Raw genomic sequence first — 21,439 nt, forward strand, 5'->3', positions numbered from 1 at the left:
CGGAGGGTGATCCTGTGACTGCACGAGACGACGAGTGGATGACCGCCGGACGGTTCGGCGCGTCGACCCTGCTGACGGCGAAGGCGCTCCGGATCTACGCCGAGCGGGGGCTGCTTCCTCCTCGCCGGGTGGATGCCGAGACCGGGTACCGCTATTACTCGGCAGATCAGATCCAGACGGGATGGCTGATCGCGCTCTTGCGGTCGGCCGACCTGTCGCTGGATCAGATCGCGTCGATCGTCGACCTCTCCGAGGAAGATCCGGATGCCGCTGTCGCCCTGCTCGACGAGGCGACAGCAGCGATGGATCGTCGAACGCAGGCTCACCATGTCGTGCTCGCTCGAGCGCGGCTTCATCTCACGAAGGAGACCCTGATGTCCGCTGTCGACACCGCGATCGAAGTCGACCGCCCCGTCCTGAGCGTGATGCGCCGCATGGCGCCGCACGAGATGGACCAGATCATCCACGACGAGGTCTACCACCTGCGGCAGATCGCCGCGGGTGCGGGGCTGCAGGTGACGGGGGATGCGTTCGGGGTCTTCCACGCGCCCGTCACCGACGACTCCGACGGTCCGCTCGAGATCGTCATACCCGTCGACGGACTGATCGATGGCACCGAGGACGTCCGCAGCTACCGGATGACCGGCGGCCAGGTCGCGCTCCGTCACGCGGAGGGCCGCGAGACGGACTTCCCCGAGATCCTCGCGCTCTACGACGAGGTGTACGCCTGGATCACGGATGCCGGTCGTACCCCCATCGGCCCGCCGCGGGAGATCTGGCACAACTCACCCCGCGACGACGAGCCACTGCGGCTGACAGTGGCGTGGCCGTTCGCGGGGTGAAGGCCATACGCTTCGCATCCGCAAGAGGGAGTTTCCCCGCGCCCGATGCGTCAGAGTGAGAGTCGCAAGCCCGTCACGCATGTCATCGCCGCAGCCAGGTGCATCCGAATCGGTGTTCGCTACGAACAAGCTCAGAAGGGATGACATGAGCACTCACACCACAGGCAAGCGGTTCTTCTTCTGGGCAGCCGTCTCGGGCGTGGTCGGAGGCGCGGTCTTCCTCGCGGTAGCCGAGCTGGCCGCGCTGATCTTCGCGAGCACGGCCAGTCCGATCCTCGCCGTCGGTGCATTCGTCATCGACATCGTCCCGCGGCCGCTGAAGGAGTTCGCGATCTCGACCTTCGGGGAGTACGACAAGATCGCACTCCTCGCGGGGCTCGGCCTCGCCGTCGTGATCGCCTCGGCCATCGCCGGCATCCTCGAATACATCCGGCCCCCGCTCGGCGTGATCGCGCTCTTCGTCGCCGGCATCCTGTCGGGCGCAGCGATCATCACTCGCGCCGAGGCGACCCCGCTCGCTTTCCTTCCGCCGCTGCTCGGAACGCTGGGCGGGGCCGCGATACTCTTCCTGCTCGGCCGGCGGCTGCGGGCCTGGCGCGACGCGCACACGTCAGACGGGGATGCGCGTGACGACGGTCTCGACCGCCGACGCTTCCTGCTGATGACCGGTATCGCCGGGGCATCCGCCGTCATCGTCGGCATCGCCGCCCGCACGGTGAGCGCCGCCACCGCATCCGCCGACGCCATTCGCCGGGCGCTCAAGCTGCCCGCCCCGAAGTCGACCGTGACGATCCCGTCGGGCGCAGAGCTCGACGTCGAGGGCATCAGCCCGCTCATCACCCCGAACGCTGACTTCTACCGCGTCGACACGGCGCTCACGGTGCCGAACGTCGACCCTTCGACCTGGCGCCTCGTCATCGACGGCATGGTCGACCAGCGCGTCGAGCTGTCGTTCCAGGACCTCCTCGACATGGGCCTCGACGAGTACGCCATCACGCTCACCTGCGTCTCGAACGAGGTCGGCGGCAACCTCGTCGGCAACGCGATCTGGCAGGGCGTGCCGCTCCGAGAAGTCCTCAAGATGGCGGGCCCGAAGGCGGGCGCCGACATGATCCTGTCCCGCAGCGTCGACGGATACACCGCGAGCACGCCGCTCTCGGCCGGCACCGACGAGAACCTCGACGCGATCCTCGCCGTCGCGATGAACGGCGAGCCGCTCCCGCCCGAGCACGGCTTCCCCGTCCGCATGGTCATCCCCGGCCTCTACGGCTACGTGTCTGCGACGAAGTGGGTCACCGAGCTCAAGATCACGACGTTCGCCGAGGACGAGGCGTACTGGACCCCGCGCGGCTACAGCGCCGAGGCGCCGATCAAGTTCTCGTCGCGCGTCGACACCCCGAAGAGCGGCAGCCCCGTGAAAGCCGGCAAGGTGCCGATCGCAGGCGTCGCCTGGGCGCAGACCGTCGGCATCGAACGCGTCGAGGTCAGCATCGACAACGGCGAGTGGATGCCGGCGAAGCTGTCCACCCCCATCAACGAGGACACCTGGGTGCAGTGGGTCCTCGAATGGGATGCCGAGCCCGGCACTCACTACGTGGCGGTCCGTGCGATCAACAAGAACGGCGACATGCAGATCGAGGAGCGCGCAGCCATCGCGCCGAACGGCTCGTCGGGCTGGCAGCGTTCGCTCGTCACCGTCTCGTGACGCACCCCCCTGTGTCGGACGGCCTAGGGTGAGCACGTGACGTCCCTTCGCGCTGTCGTGATCACGGTGTCAGACCGCTCCGCGTCGGGCGAGCGCGAGGACCGCGGCGGCCCGCTCGCCGTGCAGCTGCTCGAGGCCGCGGGCGTCGAGATCGCCGGGCTCGACGTCGTCCCCGACGGTGCGGACTCGGTGGAGGCCGCGCTCCGCCACGCTCTCACTACTGGTGCGCGGCTCATCGTGACGACCGGCGGCACCGGCGTCGGCCCCCGTGATCAGACGCCCGAGGGCACCGAGCGCGTCGTGACCCGGTCGCTCCCGGGCATCGCCGAGGAGCTTCGGCGCGTCGGCCTCACCGACACCCCGCTGTCGGTGATCTCCCGCGGCGTCGCGGGTGTTGCCGACCCCGAGGGGGTCCTGATCGTCAACCTGCCGGGGTCGCCGCGCGCGGTGAGCTCCGGCATCCCTGTGATCGTGTCGGTCGCGACGCACGTCGTCGACCAGGTGAGAGGCGGAGACCACTCGTGAACACCGTTCGGATCGCCCGGCTCGAAGAGACCGCCCTCGACCTCGACGCGCATCTGCATGCTGTCGAGGATCCGAAGTACGGCGCGGTGACCACCTTCGTCGGGCGGGTGCGCGACAACGATCCGGATGCCGCCACCACCGTCATCGGGCTGGAGTACAGCGCGCACCCCGACGCGGAGTCGACGCTGCACCGCATCGCCGCCGAGGCGGGGGAGGCGTCGGGCGCCGTCGTCGCCGTCAGCCACCGCGTCGGCAACCTCGCCGTCGGCGACGCCGCGGTCGTCATCGCCGTCGCGTCGGAGCACCGGGCCGAGGCGTTCGAGGTCTGCCGCGCCGTCATCGAGACGATCAAGACCGACCTGCCCGTCTGGAAGCGTCAGCTGGAAGTCGACGGCACGACGGCGTGGAAGGGCATCGGCGGCTGAGACTCAGCCGCCCGCAAACGGCGGCAGGACGTCGATGAGGCGCGCGTCGGCCAACGAAGTGTCGCCGTCCGTCCGGACGCCGTCGACCAGCACGGCGCAGTCGGGCAGGACGAACCACAGCTGCGGGTGCTCGTCGAGGATCGCGGTGCGGAGCTCGGCGAGGGTCGCCTCGGCGCGCTCCTCGCTCTCGGTCCCGGCAGCCTCGGCGGCAGCCGCGAAGTAACGGATGAGCGTCATGACGACTGCTCCTCGCCGGGCCGGACCCAGTCGCCCGAGCGTCCGCCCGATTTGGCGACGATGCGGACGTTCTCGATCACCACGGCGCGGTCGAGGCCCTTGATCATGTCGACGACGGCGAGCGCAGTGACGGACACGGCCGTGATCGCCTCCATCTCGACGCCGGTGCGGTCCGCGGTTCCCACGGTCGCCTCGATCTCGACGCCGTCGTCGGTGATGTCGAGCTCGACGGATGCCCGGTGCACACCGATGACGTGGGCGAGTGGCAGGAGCGTCGCCGTCGACTTCGCCGCCTGGATGCCGGCGATGCGCGCGACCGCCAGTACGTCTCCCTTCGGTGCGGTGCCGTCGCGGAGGGCGGCGACGACCTCGGTGCTGCAGCGCACGAACCCGCGCGCCGTCGCAGTCCGGACCGTGGGGGCCTTCGATGTGACGTCAACCATGTGCGCCCGGCCGGCAGAGTCGAGGTGGGGGAAGCTCATCAGACCAGCATGACATCCACGGCGTCGCCCACGGCGACGCTCGCGACCTCGGCGGGGACGATCGCGAAGGCGGATGCCTGTGCGAGCCCGCCGGCCAGGTGCGAGCCCGAGCCCCCCGCCGTCGCGGGGCGAACGGTCCCCGCCGCGAGATCGACCGCGGCCGGCAGGTACTGTCGCCGTCCGGGCGGCGTGGTCCAAGGCTCCGCCGCCGCCATGGTCATGTGTGCTCGGTGGATGACCGACCGTCCCTGTAGCGCGAGGAGGGCGGGTCGCACGAACACCTCGAACGACACGGCGACGCTGACCGGGTTGCCGGGGAGGCCGAAGACGAGGCATCCGTCTCCCACCGTCCCGAAAGCCTGCGGCTTGCCGGGCTGCATCGACACCTTCGCGAACTCGACCTCGCCGTGCCCGTCGAAAGCGGCGCGCACGGGTTCGTAGGCGCCGGCGCTCACGCCGCCGGTGAAGATGATGACGTCGGCACCTGCGGCCCGCGCGTCGGCGGTGGCCTGCGCGACGGCGTTGCCATCGTCCGCGACGCGGGCGACCATCACGACCTCTGCATCGGCCCCGGGGACGAGCTGCGCGAGGAGCGGTCCGTTCGAATCGGGGATGAGCCCGCGGCGCACGGGCTCGCCCGGTCCCGTCAGCTCGCTGCCGGTCGAGACGACGGCGACGCGCGGCGCGCGGACGACTGTCACCTCGTCGACCCCGGCGGCGACGGCGGCGGCGACCTGGAACGGTCCCATCCGCTCGCCGGCGGCGATGACGACGTCACCGGCGCGCAGGTCCGCGCCTCGACGGCGGATGAACGCGCCCGCGGCGGGAGCCTCGAGCACCTCGACGACGTCGAGCGAGTCGGCGAGCCCGCCGGAGGTGTTCTCGAACGGCACGATCGCGTCCGCATCGGTGGGTGTGGGCGATCCCGTCATGATCCGGGCTGCCTCACCCGCCGAGAGCGCGGGGTCGTCCGACACCCCGGCGGGAAGATCGGCGACCACCCGCAGCGAAACGGGATGCCCCGCCTCGGCCGACGCCACGTCCGCGGCGCGCACGGCGAAGCCGTCCATCGCGGAGTTGTCGAAGAGCGGAATGTCGTGAGCGGCGACGGCCGGCGCCGCGAGCGTGCGGCCGGATGTTTCAGCGATGGGCACGACCTCGGCGGGAAGCGGCCGGACCGCGGCGAGGACCCGGGCGAGCTGTTCCTCGACGCTCCGGAGCCCGCTCATGCGCTCGCCGCCGCAGCCGTGGCGGCCGACCGCAGCGAGATCTCGTGCTGGCGGCTCGAGAGCGCGTCGAGGATGAGCATGCGACCGAGCAACGGGGTGCCGACGCCGATCGCGAGCTTCACGACCTCGGTGGCGAGGACGCCGCCGACCTGCACGCACAGGGCGCCGAGCACACCGACCTGCGCGCAGGTGGGCGGGTCGCCCTCGGTGCCGACCGCGAAGAGGTCGTTGAGCACGACCGGGTCGCCCTCGGACGGCTGCGACCAGAAGACCGTGATCTGCGCGTGCCACTCGCGGACCGCTCCCCACACCAGGGGGAGGCCGAGCGCCTCGGTCGCGGCCGCGACGGCGCGCCGCGTGGCGAACGAGTCGCTCGTGTCGATCACGATGTCGGCATCCGCGAAGAACTCCTGCGCGTTGTCGTCGTTGAGGCGGGCCGTGATCGGCGCGACGACGGTGATGGGCGACAGGGCGGCGACGGCGCGCACGGTGCTCTCGGTCTTGTGGACGCCGATGTCCTCGATGCGGTGCGCGATCTGACGCTGCAGGTTGTGGAGCTCGACGGTGTCATCGTCGATCACGGTGATGGCCCCGACTCCTGCCGCAGCCAGGGCGAGGATCGCGGGCGACCCGATGCCCCCGGCGCCGACCACGGCCACGCGCGTGTTCGCGAGGCGCCGCTGCCCCTCGTCGCCGATGCCTTTGAGCACCGTGTGCCGCGCGGTCCGCCGGCGCTCGTCGGGATCCAACTCGGACACGGGATCGACCAGGGGGCGCATGTCCCGAGTTTACGGCGGTGAGGATGCCGCGGGATCGGATTCGCTCACGGCTTCGAATCCGCGGATGCGGCTCATTTCGGCCGACATGGCCCGCGCATGCGGCATGATCATTTCCATGACGACCTACCGTGTGGCGCGAGCCGCCCGTCTCCTCGGCGTGAGCGACGATTCGGTGCGGCGCTGGATCGACCAGGGACTGCTCCCGGTGACCGATGCCATGCCCGCCGAGATCCCCGGCGAGGCGCTCGCCGCGTTCGCCGTCTCGATGGCGAACGACCCGGGCGACGGGTACGAGCACCGCTCCAGCGCCCGCAACAGCTTCGTCGGGATCGTGACGCGCGTGCAGGTCGACGGCGTCATGGCCCAGGTCGACATGCAGTGCGGCCCGCACCGTGTCGTCTCGCTCCTGTCGGCAGAGGCGGTGCGCGAGCTGGAGCTCGAGGTCGGCACCCTCGCACGGGCTTCGGTCAAGGCCACCAATGTCGTCGTCGAGCTGGCGGGGGAGTGACGTGCGACGATCCCTGCTCCGCCCGTTCGCCCTCGGGGCACTCGCGCTCCTGCTGACCGGGTGCGCGGCGGCTGCGCCGTCGACCTCAGGCGACCAGCTCGGCGGTTCCCTGACGGTGTATGCCGCGGCATCCCTCAAGGGCTCGTTTGACAAGATCGACGAGGCGTTCACGGCGCAGCATCCCGGGGTGGAGATCAGTCCGGTCTACGACGGGTCGTCGACGCTCGCGTCGCAGATCGCCGAGGGGGCGCCGGCGGACGTGTTCGCGTCGGCAGATGAGGCCACGATGGCGAAGGTGTCGGAGTTCGCCCTCGAACCCGCGGTCTTCGCCTCGAACACACTCGTGATCGCCGTCCCGGCAGGCAACCCGAAGAAGGTCTCGGCGCTGGCCGACCTGGCGGATGTCGTCACGGTGCTGTGCGCTCCCGAGGTGCCGTGCGGCGCGGCATCCGCGACGCTGCTGAGTGCGGCGGGTGTGACCGTCGACGCCGCGAGCCTCGAGCAGAACGTCTTGGCGGTGCTGACGAAGGTCGCGGCCGGTGAAGCCGATGCGGGCCTCGTCTACGCGACCGACGTCGTCGGGCGCAGCGACGTCGAGGCGGTCGTTCCCGAGGGCGCTGCTGAGGTCGTCAACAGGTATCCGATCGCCGCGCTGAAGGATGCCGCGAACCCCGACGCGGCTAGCGCGTTCGTCGCCTTCGTGCGTTCCGAGGCCGGGCAGAAGATCCTCGCAGACCACGGCTTCGGGGCGCCGTGAGCTCCGCGCGGGGATACGTCCCGCGGAGCCTCGCGTTCCCCGCGTTCATCGGTCTCGCCTTCCTCATCCTCCCATTGCTGGCCCTCATCGCACGGGTGGACTGGTCGACGTTCGTCGTCGACGTGACCTCGCCCGCGGCGCTCGAGGCACTGGGCCTGTCGTTCGCCACCGGGGCGGCGGCAACCGCGGTGTGCGTCGTGATCGGTGTGCCGCTGGCGCTGCTGATCGCGCGATCGGGTCCGCGGCTGGCGGCGGTGCTGCGCGCAGCGGTGACCGTTCCCCTCGTTCTGCCCCCGATGGTCGGCGGCATCGCACTGCTGTATCTGTTCGGTCGGCAGGGCTGGCTCGGCGGCTGGGGCCTCTCGTTCACGACGCCGGCGGTCGTCGTGGCGCAGACGTTCGTGGCGCTGCCGTTCCTCGTGCTCGCCGTCGAGGGCGCGGTGCGGTCGACCGGAGTGGACTTCGAGCGGACGGCCGCCGCCCTGGGCGCCGGGCGCTGGACGATCCTGCGGCGCATCACCCTCCCGCTCGCAGCACCCGGCATCGTCGCCGGTGTCGTGCTGTGCTTCGCCCGCGCGATCGGCGAGTTCGGTGCGACGGCCCTGTTCGCCGGCAATCGGCCCGGCGTGACACAGACGATGCCGCTCGCGATCTACACGGCGTTCAACGGCGCAGGCGTGACGCAGGGGACCGCGGTCGCCCTCGCCCTAATGCTTCTCGCGACCGCGGTCCTCGTCCTCATGCTGGTGCGCGGGTGGCGACCCGGGGCGGCGCGATGAGTGGGCTGCAGGCGCACGTCGTCGTCGACCGGCCGCGGTTCCGGGTGGATGTCGCCCTCGATGTGGTGGCGGGGGAGACGGTCGCGGTCATGGGGCCGAGCGGGGCGGGCAAGTCGACGTTGCTTGGAGCACTCGCGGGGCTGGTGCCGCTCGACGACGGTGAGATCGAGGTCGCCGGCCGGACCGTCGAGCAGGTGTCCGCGCCTCGGGTGCGTCTGGAGCCGATGCGGCGCGGCGTGGTGCTACTCGGGCAGGACCCGCGTCTGTTCCCGCATCTGAGCGCGCGCGAGAACGTCGCCTTCGGCCCGCGCGTCGCCGGAACACCCGCTTCGCAGGCGCGCGCCGACGCCGACGCGTGGCTCGACCGGGTCGGCCTGGGCGGGCTGGGGTCCCGCATGCCGCGCGAGCTGTCGGGCGGAGAGCAGCAGCGCGTCGCGATCGCCCGGGCGCTGGCAGCCTCGCCGCAGGTGGTGCTGCTCGACGAGCCGCTGGTCGCGCTCGATCCCGTCACGGCGTCCGAGATCCGCGGAATGCTGCGCGAGCAGCTCGCGGGGGTGACGACGGTCGCCGTGACGCACGACGCCGGCGACGCGGTTGCGCTGGCGGAGCGGCTGTTCGTCATCGAGGCGGGTGCTGTGGTGCAGAGAGGTCCGGTGCGGCAGGTGTTGGGAGCTCCGGCATCCGCTTTCGTCGCATCGGTCGCCGACATGAATCGGATGCCGGGGCTCTCGGTTCGCGGCGGGTGGACGGACTCCGCGGGCCGGGTGCTGATGAGCGCGGATGCCGCGTCGACAGCGCTCGCCGCCGCCGACGGGGTCGCGCTGGCCGCCGTGTTCCGGCCAGGCGATGTGCGCATCGCGGACGGCTCGGGTGCGAACGCGTGGTCGGCGGACGTGGTTCGCGTGGAGCCGACGGTGGCGGGGGCGCGGGTGTTCACGTCGGCGGCAGTGGTCGACGTGGCCGATGGGGCTGCGTCGTGGGCGCCCGGCGAGACGGTGTGGTTGCGGGTCGAACCGTCGCACGTGCGGTTCGTGCCGATGGCGTGAGTCTGCGTCAGTCCCGCATCCGGTCGAGCGAGTACGACGGCGTCGCGAACGGCCCGCCCTGCGGCTCGACGGTGTCGCCGGGGATGTCCCAGTCCGCGGCGTCGTCCGTAGGACGGAATCCGACCCGCTCGCCGGCCGCCCGATCCCACCAGGCTTGGGTGTTGGCCGATACGGCGTAGAAGACGGCGTGGTGCTCGTCGGTCGTCATCGCGGCGGTGAATGCGGCGATCGCGTCGCGGTGGCTCAGCCAGGTCGCGCGCTCGCGCGGATTGCCAGGCTCATTCTCATAGCTGCCGATCCGAAGCGCGATGGTGCTGAGGTCGAACTTGTCGGAGTAGAGGCGGCACAGCGCCTCACCCGCGACTTTGGAGACCCCGTAGAAGCCGTCGGGTCGAGGCGGCATGTCCGGGTCTAGGAGGGTGTCCGTGAGATACATCCCGGTGACCCGGTTGCTGCTCGCGTAGACGACCCGAGAGACGCCTGACCGACGAGCGGCTTCGAGCACGTGGTACGTGCCCACGATGTTCACCTGTGCGAGGTCGTGGAAGTCGGCTTCATCGGACAACCCGCCCAGATGGATCACGCCGTCGGCGCCCGCGAACATCGCCGTGAGCGCAGCGAGGTCGACCAGGTCGGCGACCAGGGTGCGATCACCGGCGCGGTCGACGGCCTCGACTTCTCTGACGTCGGTCGAGACGAGCTTGACGCCTGCCGCGTGCAGCGCACGACGGAGCGCGACTCCGATGTTGCCGGCAGCGCCGGTGACGACCCATCGAGACCCCGTGAGTGTGTTCACGCCCTCATCCTGGCAGCGGGTCACGACGTCGTGTCGGAAGGGCCGGCGAACCTGCCACGATGAGTCCATGCCCGTCATCGAGTCCCGCAGCGTCGTGCCGGTCCCGGTGGAGGTCGCGTTCGCGGTGTCGCAGACCACGGGCGAAACGCGCAAGCGCTGGGACCCGTTCATCCGTCGTCAGTACTTCGTCGACGGCGCGACCGCGCCAGGAAAGGGCGTACGGACCTACACCGTGCAGCGCTTCGGCTTCCGGATGGAGAGCGAGTACGTCTCCTACAACCCGCCCTCGAATGTCGGGATGAAGATGACGAAGGGCTCATGGTTCTTCGAGCGACTCGCCGGCGGGTGGAAGTTCACTCCCGTGGCAGGCGACCCCGGCAGCACTCTCGCCGTCTGGCGGTACAACTTCGCCTGCCGCCCGAAATGGCTGGCTCCGCTCGCTGAACGGATCGGCGCAACCGTGCTGCAGCGAGACATGGACCGGCGCATTCGAGGCTTCGCGCGGGGGTGCACCGACCCCGTCGTGCTCGCCGCAGTGCGCTGACGGATCGTGCCACCGACCAGCCCTGTTCCCAGCCGTGCCGATTAGGCTCGGAGGATGAGGCGACGAGAGCGAACGAGCCGGTGAGCGCCATCCCGATCTCGCTCGGTCGTGCGCCGCAGGTCCCCTCGGGATCCGCCGCCCTTCCCGATCCGGCTGTCGGTCTCGTCGACACCCACGGACGCGTCCACCGCGACCTCCGGATCTCGCTGACCGACCGGTGCTCGCTGCGTTGCACCTACTGCATGCCCGAGCAGGGCAACGAGTGGCTGGCCCGCACGAGCATCCTGACGACGGATGAGATCGTCGAGATCGCGGAGGTGGCGGCGAGCCTCGGCATCCGCACCTTCCGGCTCACCGGTGGCGAGCCGCTGCTTCGCACCGACATCGTCGACGTGGTGCGCCGCGTTGCCGCGATCTCGGGGCCCGACGGACCGGTCGAGGTGGCGATGACGACGAACGGCATCCGTCTCGCCGAGGTGCTGCCCGACCTGATCGATGCGGGTCTGACACGGCTGAACATCAGCATCGACACGATCGACCGGGAGCGGTTCGCTGCGCTCACGCGTCGCGACCGGCTCGACGACGTGCTCGAGGGGATCGCGGCAGCCGCGGCATCCGATCTGAAGCCTCTGAAGCTGAACGCCGTCGCCATGCGGGGTGTGAATGACGACCAGCTGGCGGACCTCGTCGCCTTCGCGATGGAGGTCGGGGCGCAGCTGCGGTTCATCGAGCAGATGCCGCTAGATGCCGGACACACGTGGGACCGCAGCGCGATGGTGACGCGCGAGGAGATCCTCGAGGCGCTGTCGGAGCGATGGAACCTCGAGCCGGTCGCCGGTCGCGGCGGTGCTCCCGCCGAGAAGTGGCGGATCGACGGCGGCCCGCACGAGGTCGGCGTCATCGCGTCGGTGACGGCACCCTTCTGCGGAGCGTGCGACCGACTGCGCCTGACCGCCGACGGTCAGTTCCGCAACTGCCTCTTCTCGCTGACGGAGTACGACGTCACGAGCGCTGTGCGTGGGATGCCGGTTGCCGCCGCGCCCGACCACCGTCACCGTGTCATCGCCGAGACGCTTCACGCGTGCGTGCTCGGCAAGTTGCCGGGTCACGCGATCAACGACCCGTCGTTCCTGCAACCCGCGCGAGGGATGAACGCCATCGGAGGCTGAGCGCTGGCGGACCGGCGTGCGGGGTGACCTACTGGTCGAGGTTCTTGCGCATGTCCTGGAACGAGCCAGAGTCGAGCACTTCGCCCGTCGAGTCGTCAATGAAGTCGACGGTCACGTCGATGTCGTCGGCGGAGATTCCCTGGAACTGCTGTAAGAGCGCGCCCTGCATGTAGAAGCCGAGCACGAGGAATCCTTCCATCGCGCTGTACTTCGCGGGATCGACCGACACCGTGAAGGACGTCATCTCATCGTCGAAGTCGACGGCGGTGACCGAGTTTGCGTCGTCGGCGACGAGATCATCGGCGGATTCCCGCGCTGAAGACCGCATGTCGGCGAGCATCTCGTCCCGCTGAGACTTCGTCATCGTGTAGACAACGGTGTCGCTTTCGACCACCGCGGAGAGGCCCTTCTCTTTCGCGCTCGCAACGATCTCGTCGTCGGTGAGCGCGCCCTCCGGGTCGAGCATCGACTTCGCCACGCGGACGTCGACCGTTACCAGCTGCTCGTCGACCTCGATCGCAGCAGGCGTGGCGGATGCGCTGCTGGTCGCACCATCGTCGGTAGCCGCACAGCCCCCCAGCAACATGGCTCCGGCGGCAGTAGCCGAGATGAACGCGTGACGAATCTTCATTTTCTCCCCCAGGTGATCGCCGGACACCCGGCCTGAGCGAGCTTAACGACTGCGGCAGACATGGGGTGTTGCGGAATCGGACGAAGACGAGGAGGAACAGGAGGGCGGGGGACGAAAGTCACCACGGCGGCGAGCCCATTTCCTGCGCGTTGCCCATGTTCATGATGCGGCCTTTGAGACCTTCGTCGGCGTCTGCGCCCGCTGCCGACAGCGCGGACGGCCGCAAGAGTCGTGCTCGTCCACTCCTGATAGGGAGACGGCGAAGTCGATCGCGTCCCCGAGTGTGAATTCCGATGGGGCCTCGGGGATTGTCGGACAGGCGAAGCCGTGCCTGACGCTCCGATCTCCTCTGAATCGCAGCTGTGCCGCTTGGCAGAACCCGCGCCCTGGGAGGCCGGGCCCACGCTCGACCCTTTCATCGGAAGATTTCCTGGGGCGCTGAAGCCACCGGCAGTGCAAAACACGTTCGCCCGCCTCTCGATCCTGTGAGTATGCTCTGGAATGGAAGCGGCGGGGGAACGCTGCTTTTGGGGGAGCGGAGCGCACCGATGCGCGCCTGCCTTATGCGAAAGACGCCGTTCATCGGCGAGTGAATCTGCTGTAGGTACCCTCGCCGAGCACGCGATCGACTCGCGTTGGGGCTTGCCAAAGATTCAGAACGGACGCAGAGGAAACCAAATGACTACCCCCACCCCGCCGTCGTCTTCGACGTATGCCCCCGGTTGGTATCCAGATTCCTCGAATCCCGGCTCCGAGCGATACTTCGACGGCACCGCTTGGACGAGCAGCGTGCGACCCGCCCCATCTTCGGCAGCGGTCGACCGCCCCGAGCTGAGCGCAAAACGAACCAACATCTTGGGAGTTGCGGCTCTTGTCTGCTCTGTCATAGGCGCGGTGTTCGCCTGTATACCGGGAGCTCTTTTCGTCGGCTGGGTACTCCTGCCTGTGGGATTCGTTCTCGGAGTCGTCGCCCTGTTCCAAAAGGGAAAGACCAAGTGGCAGGGCCTTGCGGCCCTCATCCTGGCGGTTGTCGGAACCATTGTCGGTGTGATCGTTTTTGTGTCTCTTGCTGCAGGGGCCGTCGGCGATGCGATTGACGACACCACTACTGAGGAGGTCGCTTCCGGCAACGTCGCCGAAGCGCCAGCCGCTGAGGAGGAACCAGCTGAGGCGGAACCAGCGATCGCACCCGCCCAGGAGCTTGTGCTTGGCGAGACAGCGTTCGGCGTCGATACGGAGTCGGGGATGGGGTGGTATGCCGTTGAGCTGACCAACCCAAACAAGGATTACATCTTCTCTGGCGCAGGAATCGACGTCGAGGCGTACGACGCCAACGATGTCCTGATCGACACAGACAGCTCTTACGGGATCATCCTCTCGGGTACTTCCTTTTACGTAGGAAACTTCTTCGACATCGGTTCAGCCGAGATTGATCGCATTGAGGTTCGAGGTCCAACTGCCGACGCTGCAACCCATTCGGCAGCAGCCGAAACAGGGAGCTTCGATATGGGGGAGTTGAAGACGGGGTCCGAATACGACTGGATGAACGTCAGCGGAACCGTCACGTCGAACTTCTCCGAAGATCAGGACATGGTGCGAGTTGATGTCGTTGCACGCAAGGCGGGCAAGATCGTGGGGATCGACACGACTTACACGGATCGCGTGCCGGCGGGTGGCACAGCGGCATGGAACGTCGACTTCTGGAGTGTTCCGCTGGACTCTCAGATAGAGGCTTTCCCGCACCTCTGATCACATCGGTGCGCGAGGGATGCTCTTCGGTGTATTCGTGAGGCCTGTCAGCCGGTCGTGGCCGACACGTCTCACGCGTGCGATCGGCGGACCGTTCTCAGACGCGATCGCCCGCGCGAGGGATGAACGCCATCGGGGGCTGACGGCTACTCGGCATCGGGCACGCCGGCGCCCCATCGACCGAGCGCCGTGATCGCGTCAGCGAGCTCCAGTCCGCGGCCGGTGAGGACATACGCCCGGGTGTTGTGCTTCAGGGGAAGTCTGCGCAGCACCCCGGTCGCCTCGAGCTCCTTCAGGCGCGTCGCCAGCATGTTCGTCGGAACCCCGAGCTGGCGCTGCAGGTCGCCGTACCGCTGCGGGCCCTCGAGCAACTGCTCCACGATGAGCAGAGCCCAGCGCGCCCCGACGACCTCGAGTGCGGCGGCGAGGTCGCTCACGGGGTCTGGTCGGCGTCCGGCTTCATCCAGAACGGCGAGTAGTGGTAGCCGTCGAGGTCGTCGAACTGCCGCTGGTACATGAAGGGGTAGTCGTCGATGGCGCCGATCCGCGCCCCCGCAGCCCGCGCTCGCTCGAGGAGAGCGTCGACCTCTTCGCGACTGTTCATATCGAACGAGACCGTGACTTTGGACGGAGTGTCGGGGCCGCCGATCAGTTCCTCGACGCCGCCGACGCTCGCGTACATCTCGCGGCTGCCGAGCATGACGTACTGGTCGGGGGCGATGGCGAAGCACGAGACGTTGTCGTCGGACATCTCAGCGTTGAGGGTCCACCCGATGGCGTTGTAGAAGGCGGTGGCCCGGGCGACGTCGGCGACCGGGCAGGTGATGAACAGGCTCATGGCGCGATACTTGCAAAATGCAAGTGAGGCGTCAAGAGGCCTCGATTCTGCTCGACGTGCAGACTCACACGGGCGCCGAGATCGGCAGGCCCACATCGGCACCCGGGGGATCGGCGACCACAGCAGCAGCCTCGGCCTTGGTGAGGTTGTTGGGGTAGAGCTGTCGCGAGAACCTACCGCGCGGGTCATCTTTGTCGTGGGGCAAGTCGATGGCCGAGGCGTCGATGATGCGTGCCAGCAGGGTCGTCTCGTCGTCGCTGAGCTCGAGATCGCCTTTCCGGCGGAGGACGACGCGTCCGCGATGGGGCGAGCCGCCCCCGATGCTGAGGATCAGCGTGCGCGGAGCTCCTTTCCACGGTGGGTCTGCGGACAACTCCGCGCGAGTAACCTCGGACCATCGCAGAATGCGCCCGCGGAAGCGGATCTCTTCCCGCGCCGGAAGGACCTCGAGCGGGCGCTGCTGGCGGCGGACGAACAGCAACCAGCAAACGAGGCCGGTGGCGACCACTGCTGCCCAGACGACCCCGCCCCAGGGGAACTCGTCGGCGATGCGCAGCAGCTGGAAAGACGCGAGCACCGCCATCACGACGAGCGGAACCGTGGCCGTGCTCGGGAATGTCCCCTTCAGCGGCCCGCCGACGACACGCCATTCGTCTTCTTCGCGCTGCGGGCCGTGCTGCTCCGGCCGTCCATCTCCGGTGGCCGACGAGGCTGCGTAACCCGCGTCCCACCGAGACCGTCGGAGGACCCACACGCCCATGGCCGCGTAGGTGGCGGCGGGGAGGGCGAGGAGGAGCATCTCGTTCCACGTCGCGGATCCCTCGACGATCAGCCACACCAGCAGGGCCACGATGATCGGCGTCGGCGTCAGAAGGATGATGCCGAGGATGCGGAAGTTTCGCCGCAATCGGATGTCGGGCGGCAGGTCGCGGCCGCTCGGCGGCCACGTCTTGTCGTCCCAGTTAGGCCGCATCGTCCACAGCACACCGATGGCCATAGCGACCGTCGAGAGCGTCAAGAGGCCGGCCGCCAGGATCGACCACGGCGCACGCGCGATCAGCCAGCCCGCCCCGAATCCTCCGCCGATACCGACGAGGACGAGCGCCGCGCCGCTGACGCGAGGGCCGGGGGTGCGGACGGATGTGGGCATGACGTCTGTCTACCGGGCCGAAGTCGTGAGGCGCCAGCCGTCGAGCCACGGTTAGGGGTGTTATCCGAGAGATTGGGGGAATGGCAAGCCTCTAACGACGGGTGCGTGGCGAGGAGACACTCCGGGAGTGGATGGCATGCGGAAAGACTCACCGACAGCGAACGCGGCCGGGCGGATCGACGGTGCGGCCGCAGCGTCGCTCGATGAGGCCGACCGGATCGATGGGTTCGGGACGGACGTTGCGGCCACGCTCGCCTGGGCCGTCGGCGCAGGCGCCGCACGCGGACGCCAGCGTTCTCTCGCCGACGACTGGTCGTTCCTCGCCTCGGTCGCGGCTCGGGATGTGGGGGCAGCGCGCATCCTCGAACCTCACCTCGATGCCCTCGACATCCTCGATCAGGCCGGTCGCGATGGATACGACCTGGACCTCGCGTCGATCCAGGCGGACTCCGAATCCACCTGGGGCGTGTTCGCCGCCGAAGGCGCCGGAATGCGGCTCGAAGCGTGGGACGACGGGTCCGGGTGGCGGCTGACGGGGACCAAGCCATGGTGCTCGCTCGCACAGCACCTGAGCCACGCGCTCATCACGGCCTGGGTCGGCGACGAACGTCGGCTCTTCGCCGTGGCGTTGCAGACGCCCGAGGTGACACCTCATGAGGGGCCGTGGCACGCGAAGGGACTTCCGCAGGTCGTGAGCGCGCCGGTGGACTTCGCCGCGGCTCCCGCCTTGCCTGTCGGCGAATCGGGGTGGTACCTGCGCCGCCCGGGCTTCGCGGCAGGCGGTATCGGGGTGGCGGCGTGCTGGTGGGGCGGCGCCCTACCGCTGCGGGATGCCCTGGTCGACGCCGCACGACGCGACGGCGCCGACCAGCTTTCGCGGGTGCACCTCGGACGGGTGGATGCCGCGCTCTGGGCAGCCAGGCTCGCCCTCCGCTCGGCGGCTCGAGAGATGAACGGGCTGCCTCAGGCATCCCACCCCGCCACCCTTGCCGCGCGCGTCCGGGCCATCGTCGCCGACGCGGTCGAGACGACGCTCGCCGAATCCGCTCGCGCTCTGGGGCCGTTGCCCCTCGTGGCCGACGAGGCGCACGCCCGCCGGGTGGCCGATCTCGAGATCTATCTGCGTCAGCACCACGGCGAACGCGACCTGGCTCGCATCGGCGCCGACATCGCGGAAGGGCGCGGCTCATGGTGAGCTTCAGTCACCGTGATCCGGGCACGGACGAAGCGGTGTGGCGCGAGGCGTTCGCCGGCCGAACGCTGCCGGCGGTGGACGAGACCTTCGAGCACCTCATCGTCGTCGCGGCGCACCCCGATGACGAGACGCTCGGTGCCGCCGGGCTGATGGCACGCACGGTTCGTCGCGGTGCGAAAGTCACGGTCCTCATCGCGACCGACGGCGAGGGCTCTCATCCCGACTCGCCCTCCTACACGCCGGCGCAACTCGCCGCGGTGCGACGGCGGGAAGTCGCGGACGCGCTCGATCAACTGAGCACGGCGATCGACGTCGAATTCCTCGGGCTCCCGGACGGCGGCACGGACGCCCACCGCGGCGGGATCGAGTCTGCGCTTCGCGCGCTCCTTCAGGGGGAGAGCGCCCGCCTCGTCGTCGTGCCGTGGGTCGGCGACGGGCACCGCGATCATCGAGTCGCGGCCGAGGTGACCGCCGAGGTGTGCTCGGCTCTCGACATCCCGTGGCGGGAGTACCCGATCTGGCTCTGGCACTGGGGATCGCCGGACGACGCGCCCTGGAATGACCTCGAGATCGTCGCGCTCGATGAGGCGACGGTGGCGCTCAAGCGCGCCGCGACGCAACGCCACCGCAGTCAGATCGCCCCGCTCTCAGCGGCACCGGGTGACGAGGTGATGCTCCACGAGGGGATGCAGGCGCACTTCGACCGGCTGTTCGAGGTCTTCGTCCGCCCGGCCGAGCGCAGTCTGGCGGAGACCTTCTTCGAGGACTTCTACCGTCGCAACGGCGATGATCCGTGGGGTTTCGAGACCCGCTGGTACGAGGAGCGCAAACGCAGCATCGCCCTGGCGAGCCTGCCTCGCGCTCGGTATTCGTCCGCCCTCGAGCTCGGGTGCTCCACCGGTGTTCTCACCGAGTCGCTCGCCGACCGGTGCGACGCGGTGCTCGCCGTCGACATCGCGAACGCTCCGCTCGATATCGCACGCCGTCGCCTCGGCAATCGAGAGGGTGTGCGTCTCGAGCGCCTCGCGCTGCCGGGGGAGTGGCCCGCCTGCACGTTCGACCTCGTCGTCCTGTCGGAGGTCGGCTATTACTGGGATGCCGCGGACCTGACCACCGCCATCGACCGAATCCGACGAGCAATGGATGCCGGTGGCCACCTCATCGCCTGCCACTGGCGGCATCCGGTCGCGGAGTATCCGCAGTCCGGTGACGACGTCCACGCGGCGCTTCGTGCGGCCGCGGGGTTCACCCGCTTGGTGCTGCACGAGGAGGAGGACTTCGTACTCGAGGTCTACGGGCTCACGGGTGCCCGATCGGTCGCTGCCGAGACGGGGATCGTCGCATGACGGCGAGAGGCGTGCCTTCGGTGGCGATCGTTGTCCCGGTGCACAACGAAGCCGAGCTCCTCGACGACTGTCTCGCGGCGCTCACCGCAGCCATCGAGCACACCCGGCGAACCCATACGGGGGTGCGGATCTCGACGGTCGTCGTCCTCGATGCGTGCACGGATGCCTCGGCCCGGATCGCGCGGTTGTGGCCGGTCCGCACCATCGACATCGACGCGCGGAACGTGGGGACGGCTCGGCGCGTCGGCGTGGCGGCAGCCGTCGCGGAGCTGCGATCGCCCCCGGCTGACGTGTGGATCAGCACGACGGATGGAGACTCGACCGTCCCGGCCACCTGGCTCAGTCATCAGCTCGACCTGCGCGCCGCGGGAGCAGATGTGGTCCTCGGCACCGTCCGTCCGGATTTCGCGGACCTCACCGCCGAGCACGCGGAGCACTGGCTGGCGACGCACCCGCGAGGCCGTCCGGCGGGCAATACGCACGGCGCGAACCTCGGACTGCGTGCCGAGGTGTACGTCGCTGCGGGGGAATTCGCCGACCTCGACCAGCACGAGGACGTCGAGCTCGTCGACGCGGCGCGGTCGCTCGGCGCACGCGTGGTCGCGACGGACGAGAACGAGGTGGTCACGTCCGGCCGCTTCTGGGGACGGACGCCGGGAGGATATGCCGCCTTCGTCCGCGCGACCCACGAACGCATCGCCGGGGTCGGCTGAATCGACTCACGGGCCGGAAGGTAGCGGGTGTCATCTACGTCGGCAAGGGGCGCGGCGGGGCGCGGAGACAGGTGGATCGTCGGCATCCCCAACCCCCGGAGGAACCATGTACTTCCACGTTCAAGAGTTCATCAACGAGATCGCACAGGACGAGCCGGATCCCGCCGCCGCGAACGCGCTGCAGGAGGGTCTCGGCGGACAGTTCGGCGAGATGCGCACGATGATGCAATACCTGTTCCAGAGCATCAACTTCCGCGGACCCTCGGGCAAGCCCTACAAGGACCTCATCCAGGGCATCGGCACCGAGGAGATCAGCCACGTCGAGCTCATCGGCACAACGATCTCGCGTCTGCTCGACGGCTCACCCGAGTACAAGGGCAAGCCGACCGATCCCGTCGACGAGCCGGGTGCCGGCGGTGCGACGCCGCTGAGCATCGCCGTCGATCACAGCAACATTCATCACTACCTCGTGGGTGCGCAGGGTGCGCTGCCGGTGGATGCCGCGGGCAATCCGTGGATGGGCAGCTACGTCTACAACTCGGGGAACCTCGTGCTCGACCTGCTCTACAACCTCATGCTCGAGTCGACGGGACGCCTGCAGAAGTGCCGCCTCTACGAGATGACCGACAACAAGACAGCGCGCAGCACGATCTCGTACCTCATCGTGCGGGACCAGGCGCATGAGAACGCCTACGCCAAGGCCCTTGAGACCCTCGGGGTGAATTGGCGTACGTCGCTCCCGATCCCGAAGACGAACGCCGAGCAGTTCCCCGAGGTCAAGCGTCTCGTCGACCTGGGGCTGCAGAGCAAGCAGTACTCGTTCGATCTGGGCAATCAGTCCGAAGCCGGCCGGATCTTCCAGGGGGCGTCGCCGTCGAACGACGGGACGCAGCTGGATGCCAGTGAGCAGGCACCCGCGGGTTCGCCCATGACCATCTCGCCGGAGCGGCCCGAGGAGTTCTCGCCCGGAGCCGACAAGGAGCTCCGGGCGCTCATCGAAGCGACGGCTGCCATGGAGATGGCCGACATCGACGCGACGTTCGGCCGCATGTAACGCTTCGCGGCGTGCGGTCGGTGCCCGGGCAGTGAGCAAGCTACCCGGGCACCGATCGCACGTCAGTGCGGTGCGTGATACTCGACTTCGCCCGACTTCCAGTAGCCCTTCACGACGACCTGATCGGATGCCGCGCCCCACCGTTCGAGCAGCAGGCGGCGCCCCGCCTTGACGATCCCTTGCTCGGCCGCGACGAACCCGAAGACGTCGCCGGCCGGGCGTTCACTTTCCGAGAGGTCATCGAGCGCAGCCGCCAGGGCCGTCCCCGGCGACGCGTCGCCTCGGTGGGTGAATGCGACGGTCACGCCGGTCGGCGCCGCGACGCTGAGCTCGTGCGCGGCATCGGTGACCTCGATGAGGACGCGGCCGGTGGCATCCTCATCCATCAGCGCCGCGAAGCGTCGGATCGCCGGCACGGCGGTCTCGTCACCCGCGAGGAACCAGGAGTCCGGGCGGCCGGCGATCACCATCGACCCGCGAGGGCCGCCGACGCCGATCACAGAACCGAGCGGGGCCGTCGCCGCCCACGGGGCCGCGACGCCAGCGTCTCCGTGCACCGCGAACTCCACCTCGAGCCAACCCGCATCGGCATCCCACGCCAGCGGCGTGTACTCGCGGCTCGGTGACTGACGCATGACCTCGAGGTCGTCGGTGGCCTCGGCGGGGAAGAAGAGTCGCATGTGATCGTCGCTGCCGAGCGACGTGAAGCCTCGCAGGTCGTCGCCCTCGAGTCGGACGCGCACGTACGTCGACGTCTCCCACGTCCGGGCGGCGAGCGTCGCCCGCCGGAAGGTCAGGTCGAGCGGCTGCCGCTCGAGGCGGAAGGAGGAGGCGGATTTGACGGAGCTCACGTAGGTAAGGCTAGCCTAAGACGCACCGGCGATCGTCCGGCATCCCCTTCCGAACGGACGCGCCAGCGCGCTCATACGCGCCCGCGCCT

The 21,439-nt window shown here is 69.2% G+C and carries 25 protein-coding genes; 15 read left to right on the forward strand and 10 right to left on the reverse strand.

Going from position 1 to position 21,439, the window contains the following annotated elements; genetic code table 11:
* Window positions 1–14 precede the first annotated feature (14 nt).
* The 4 genes from ABCU91_RS06700 (at window position 15) to ABCU91_RS06715 (ending at window position 3,497) form a co-directional block, all read left to right on the forward strand.
* Complete coding sequence (locus ABCU91_RS06700) at window positions 15–842, forward strand: MerR family transcriptional regulator (RefSeq protein ID WP_406922347.1); 828 nt, start codon at window positions 15–17, stop codon at window positions 840–842.
* A gap of 145 nt (window positions 843–987) precedes the next feature.
* The gene (locus tag ABCU91_RS06705) at window positions 988–2,547 is read left to right on the forward strand and encodes a molybdopterin-dependent oxidoreductase (RefSeq protein ID WP_413355251.1); all 1,560 of its coding nucleotides are present in this window, start codon (window positions 988–990) and stop codon (window positions 2,545–2,547) included.
* Between the two features lie 36 nt (window positions 2,548–2,583).
* A complete protein-coding gene (locus ABCU91_RS06710; RefSeq protein ID WP_413355252.1) occupies window positions 2,584–3,072 on the forward strand; it encodes a MogA/MoaB family molybdenum cofactor biosynthesis protein in 489 nt (162 codons plus the stop codon).
* On the forward strand, window positions 3,069–3,497 hold the full coding sequence (locus ABCU91_RS06715; RefSeq protein WP_413355253.1) for a molybdenum cofactor biosynthesis protein MoaE: 429 nt from the start codon (window positions 3,069–3,071) through the stop codon (window positions 3,495–3,497). Before ABCU91_RS06710 ends, ABCU91_RS06715 begins: the two co-directional genes overlap by 4 nt.
* A gap of 3 nt (window positions 3,498–3,500) precedes the next feature.
* On the opposite strand, the gene ABCU91_RS06720 is transcribed toward ABCU91_RS06715, so the two are convergent.
* From ABCU91_RS06720 to ABCU91_RS06735, 4 genes are read right to left on the reverse strand one after another with little or no spacing between them, the layout of a single operon-like run.
* Window positions 3,501–3,734: a MoaD/ThiS family protein gene (locus ABCU91_RS06720; protein ID WP_406922343.1), complete on the reverse strand. Its 234-nt coding sequence runs from the start codon at window positions 3,732–3,734 to the stop codon at window positions 3,501–3,503.
* On the reverse strand, window positions 3,731–4,216 hold the full coding sequence (gene moaC, locus ABCU91_RS06725; protein ID WP_413355254.1) for a cyclic pyranopterin monophosphate synthase MoaC: 486 nt from the start codon (window positions 4,214–4,216) through the stop codon (window positions 3,731–3,733). The genes ABCU91_RS06720 and moaC overlap by 4 nt, the downstream gene beginning before the upstream one ends.
* Window positions 4,216–5,445: a gephyrin-like molybdotransferase Glp gene (glp, locus tag ABCU91_RS06730; protein WP_413355255.1), complete on the reverse strand. Its 1,230-nt coding sequence runs from the start codon at window positions 5,443–5,445 to the stop codon at window positions 4,216–4,218. Before glp ends, moaC begins: the two co-directional genes overlap by 1 nt.
* Window positions 5,442–6,224 (reverse strand): HesA/MoeB/ThiF family protein, encoded by a 783-nt coding sequence (locus ABCU91_RS06735; protein WP_413355257.1) that lies wholly within the window; start codon window positions 6,222–6,224, stop codon window positions 5,442–5,444. The genes glp and ABCU91_RS06735 overlap by 4 nt, the downstream gene beginning before the upstream one ends.
* Window positions 6,225–6,339: 115 nt before the next feature.
* On the opposite strand from ABCU91_RS06735, the gene ABCU91_RS06740 reads away from it, so the two are divergent.
* From ABCU91_RS06740 to ABCU91_RS06755, 4 genes are read left to right on the forward strand one after another with little or no spacing between them, the layout of a single operon-like run.
* Window positions 6,340–6,732, forward strand: a complete 393-nt coding sequence (locus ABCU91_RS06740) for a TOBE domain-containing protein (protein ID WP_413355259.1) — start codon at window positions 6,340–6,342, stop codon at window positions 6,730–6,732.
* Between the two features lies 1 nt (window position 6,733).
* Window positions 6,734–7,489, forward strand: coding sequence for a molybdate ABC transporter substrate-binding protein (gene modA, locus ABCU91_RS06745; RefSeq protein WP_413355261.1), 756 nt, complete (start codon window positions 6,734–6,736; stop codon window positions 7,487–7,489).
* Window positions 7,486–8,268 (forward strand): molybdate ABC transporter permease subunit, encoded by a 783-nt coding sequence (gene modB / locus ABCU91_RS06750; protein WP_413355262.1) that lies wholly within the window; start codon window positions 7,486–7,488, stop codon window positions 8,266–8,268. Before modA ends, modB begins: the two co-directional genes overlap by 4 nt.
* Complete coding sequence (locus tag ABCU91_RS06755; RefSeq protein WP_413355263.1) at window positions 8,265–9,314, forward strand: ABC transporter ATP-binding protein; 1,050 nt, start codon at window positions 8,265–8,267, stop codon at window positions 9,312–9,314. The genes modB and ABCU91_RS06755 overlap by 4 nt, the downstream gene beginning before the upstream one ends.
* Window positions 9,315–9,321: 7 nt before the next feature.
* Here the strand turns inward: ABCU91_RS06755 and ABCU91_RS06760 are convergent, their stop codons facing one another.
* Entirely contained in the window at window positions 9,322–10,110 is a 789-nt protein-coding gene (locus ABCU91_RS06760) for an NAD-dependent epimerase/dehydratase family protein (RefSeq protein WP_406922335.1), read from the reverse strand.
* Between the two features lie 67 nt (window positions 10,111–10,177).
* Here ABCU91_RS06760 and ABCU91_RS06765 point away from each other — a divergent pair, with 67 nt between their 5' ends.
* On the forward strand, window positions 10,178–10,654 hold the full coding sequence (locus ABCU91_RS06765) for an SRPBCC family protein (protein ID WP_413355264.1): 477 nt from the start codon (window positions 10,178–10,180) through the stop codon (window positions 10,652–10,654).
* A gap of 80 nt (window positions 10,655–10,734) precedes the next feature.
* Window positions 10,735–11,823 carry a GTP 3',8-cyclase MoaA gene (gene moaA, locus ABCU91_RS06770; protein ID WP_413355265.1) on the forward strand — a complete coding sequence of 363 codons (1,089 nt, stop codon included), beginning with the start codon at window positions 10,735–10,737 and terminating at the stop codon, window positions 11,821–11,823.
* 28 nt (window positions 11,824–11,851) lie between these two features.
* Here the strand turns inward: moaA and ABCU91_RS06775 are convergent, their stop codons facing one another.
* Entirely contained in the window at window positions 11,852–12,454 is a 603-nt protein-coding gene (locus tag ABCU91_RS06775; protein WP_413355266.1) for a hypothetical protein, read from the reverse strand.
* Between the two features lie 678 nt (window positions 12,455–13,132).
* Between ABCU91_RS06775 and ABCU91_RS06780 the strand changes: the two genes are divergently transcribed.
* Window positions 13,133–14,203, forward strand: coding sequence for a DUF2510 domain-containing protein (locus ABCU91_RS06780; RefSeq protein WP_413355267.1), 1,071 nt, complete (start codon window positions 13,133–13,135; stop codon window positions 14,201–14,203).
* Window positions 14,204–14,349: 146 nt separating this feature from the next.
* On the opposite strand, the gene ABCU91_RS06785 is transcribed toward ABCU91_RS06780, so the two are convergent.
* From ABCU91_RS06785 to ABCU91_RS06795, 3 genes are all read right to left on the reverse strand, one after another.
* Complete coding sequence (locus ABCU91_RS06785; protein ID WP_413355268.1) at window positions 14,350–14,640, reverse strand: winged helix-turn-helix transcriptional regulator; 291 nt, start codon at window positions 14,638–14,640, stop codon at window positions 14,350–14,352.
* Window positions 14,637–15,041, reverse strand: a complete 405-nt coding sequence (locus ABCU91_RS06790; protein ID WP_413355269.1) for a VOC family protein — start codon at window positions 15,039–15,041, stop codon at window positions 14,637–14,639. The genes ABCU91_RS06785 and ABCU91_RS06790 overlap by 4 nt, the downstream gene beginning before the upstream one ends.
* A gap of 64 nt (window positions 15,042–15,105) precedes the next feature.
* Entirely contained in the window at window positions 15,106–16,191 is a 1,086-nt protein-coding gene (locus tag ABCU91_RS06795; protein WP_413355270.1) for a hypothetical protein, read from the reverse strand.
* A 136-nt stretch (window positions 16,192–16,327) separates the two neighbouring features.
* On the opposite strand from ABCU91_RS06795, the gene ABCU91_RS06800 reads away from it, so the two are divergent.
* From ABCU91_RS06800 to ABCU91_RS06815, 4 genes are all read left to right on the forward strand, one after another.
* A complete protein-coding gene (locus tag ABCU91_RS06800) occupies window positions 16,328–17,386 on the forward strand; it encodes an acyl-CoA dehydrogenase (RefSeq protein ID WP_413355271.1) in 1,059 nt (352 codons plus the stop codon).
* Window positions 17,380–18,732, forward strand: coding sequence for a PIG-L family deacetylase (locus ABCU91_RS06805; RefSeq protein ID WP_413355273.1), 1,353 nt, complete (start codon window positions 17,380–17,382; stop codon window positions 18,730–18,732). Before ABCU91_RS06800 ends, ABCU91_RS06805 begins: the two co-directional genes overlap by 7 nt.
* Before the next feature lie 20 nt (window positions 18,733–18,752).
* Entirely contained in the window at window positions 18,753–19,445 is a 693-nt protein-coding gene (locus ABCU91_RS06810; protein ID WP_413355275.1) for a glycosyltransferase, read from the forward strand.
* 106 nt (window positions 19,446–19,551) lie between these two features.
* On the forward strand, window positions 19,552–20,499 hold the full coding sequence (locus ABCU91_RS06815; RefSeq protein ID WP_413355277.1) for a manganese catalase family protein: 948 nt from the start codon (window positions 19,552–19,554) through the stop codon (window positions 20,497–20,499).
* Between the two features lie 62 nt (window positions 20,500–20,561).
* On the opposite strand, the gene ABCU91_RS06820 is transcribed toward ABCU91_RS06815, so the two are convergent.
* Window positions 20,562–21,350 carry a siderophore-interacting protein gene (locus ABCU91_RS06820; RefSeq protein ID WP_413355278.1) on the reverse strand — a complete coding sequence of 263 codons (789 nt, stop codon included), beginning with the start codon at window positions 21,348–21,350 and terminating at the stop codon, window positions 20,562–20,564.
* Window positions 21,351–21,439 lie beyond the last annotated feature (89 nt).

Source organism: Microbacterium phoenicis (genome assembly GCF_047302325.1).
Lineage (GTDB): Bacteria > Actinomycetota > Actinomycetes > Actinomycetales > Microbacteriaceae > Microbacterium.

What these genes read in the sequence shown, in the direction of transcription:
- ABCU91_RS06780 (WP_413355267.1), top strand. Translation starts at nt 13,133, where the DNA reads ATGACTACCCCCACCCCGCCGTCGTCTTCGACGTATGCCCCCGGTTGG.
- ABCU91_RS06765 (WP_413355264.1), top strand. Translation starts at nt 10,178, where the DNA reads ATGCCCGTCATCGAGTCCCGCAGCGTCGTGCCGGTCCCGGTGGAGGTC.
- ABCU91_RS06755 (WP_413355263.1), top strand. Translation starts at nt 8,265, where the DNA reads ATGAGTGGGCTGCAGGCGCACGTCGTCGTCGACCGGCCGCGGTTCCGG.
- ABCU91_RS06705 (WP_413355251.1), top strand. Translation starts at nt 988, where the DNA reads ATGAGCACTCACACCACAGGCAAGCGGTTCTTCTTCTGGGCAGCCGTC.
- ABCU91_RS06740 (WP_413355259.1), top strand. Translation starts at nt 6,340, where the DNA reads ATGACGACCTACCGTGTGGCGCGAGCCGCCCGTCTCCTCGGCGTGAGC.
- ABCU91_RS06735 (WP_413355257.1), bottom strand. Translation starts at nt 6,224, where the DNA reads ATGCGCCCCCTGGTCGATCCCGTGTCCGAGTTGGATCCCGACGAGCGC.
- ABCU91_RS06790 (WP_413355269.1), bottom strand. Translation starts at nt 15,041, where the DNA reads ATGAGCCTGTTCATCACCTGCCCGGTCGCCGACGTCGCCCGGGCCACC.
- ABCU91_RS06720 (WP_406922343.1), bottom strand. Translation starts at nt 3,734, where the DNA reads ATGACGCTCATCCGTTACTTCGCGGCTGCCGCCGAGGCTGCCGGGACC.
- ABCU91_RS06775 (WP_413355266.1), bottom strand. Translation starts at nt 12,454, where the DNA reads ATGAAGATTCGTCACGCGTTCATCTCGGCTACTGCCGCCGGAGCCATG.
- ABCU91_RS06795 (WP_413355270.1), bottom strand. Translation starts at nt 16,191, where the DNA reads ATGCCCACATCCGTCCGCACCCCCGGCCCTCGCGTCAGCGGCGCGGCG.
- ABCU91_RS06815 (WP_413355277.1), top strand. Translation starts at nt 19,552, where the DNA reads ATGTACTTCCACGTTCAAGAGTTCATCAACGAGATCGCACAGGACGAG.
- ABCU91_RS06800 (WP_413355271.1), top strand. Translation starts at nt 16,328, where the DNA reads ATGCGGAAAGACTCACCGACAGCGAACGCGGCCGGGCGGATCGACGGT.
- ABCU91_RS06805 (WP_413355273.1), top strand. Translation starts at nt 17,380, where the DNA reads ATGGTGAGCTTCAGTCACCGTGATCCGGGCACGGACGAAGCGGTGTGG.
- glp (WP_413355255.1), bottom strand. Translation starts at nt 5,445, where the DNA reads ATGAGCGGGCTCCGGAGCGTCGAGGAACAGCTCGCCCGGGTCCTCGCC.
- moaC (WP_413355254.1), bottom strand. Translation starts at nt 4,216, where the DNA reads ATGAGCTTCCCCCACCTCGACTCTGCCGGCCGGGCGCACATGGTTGAC.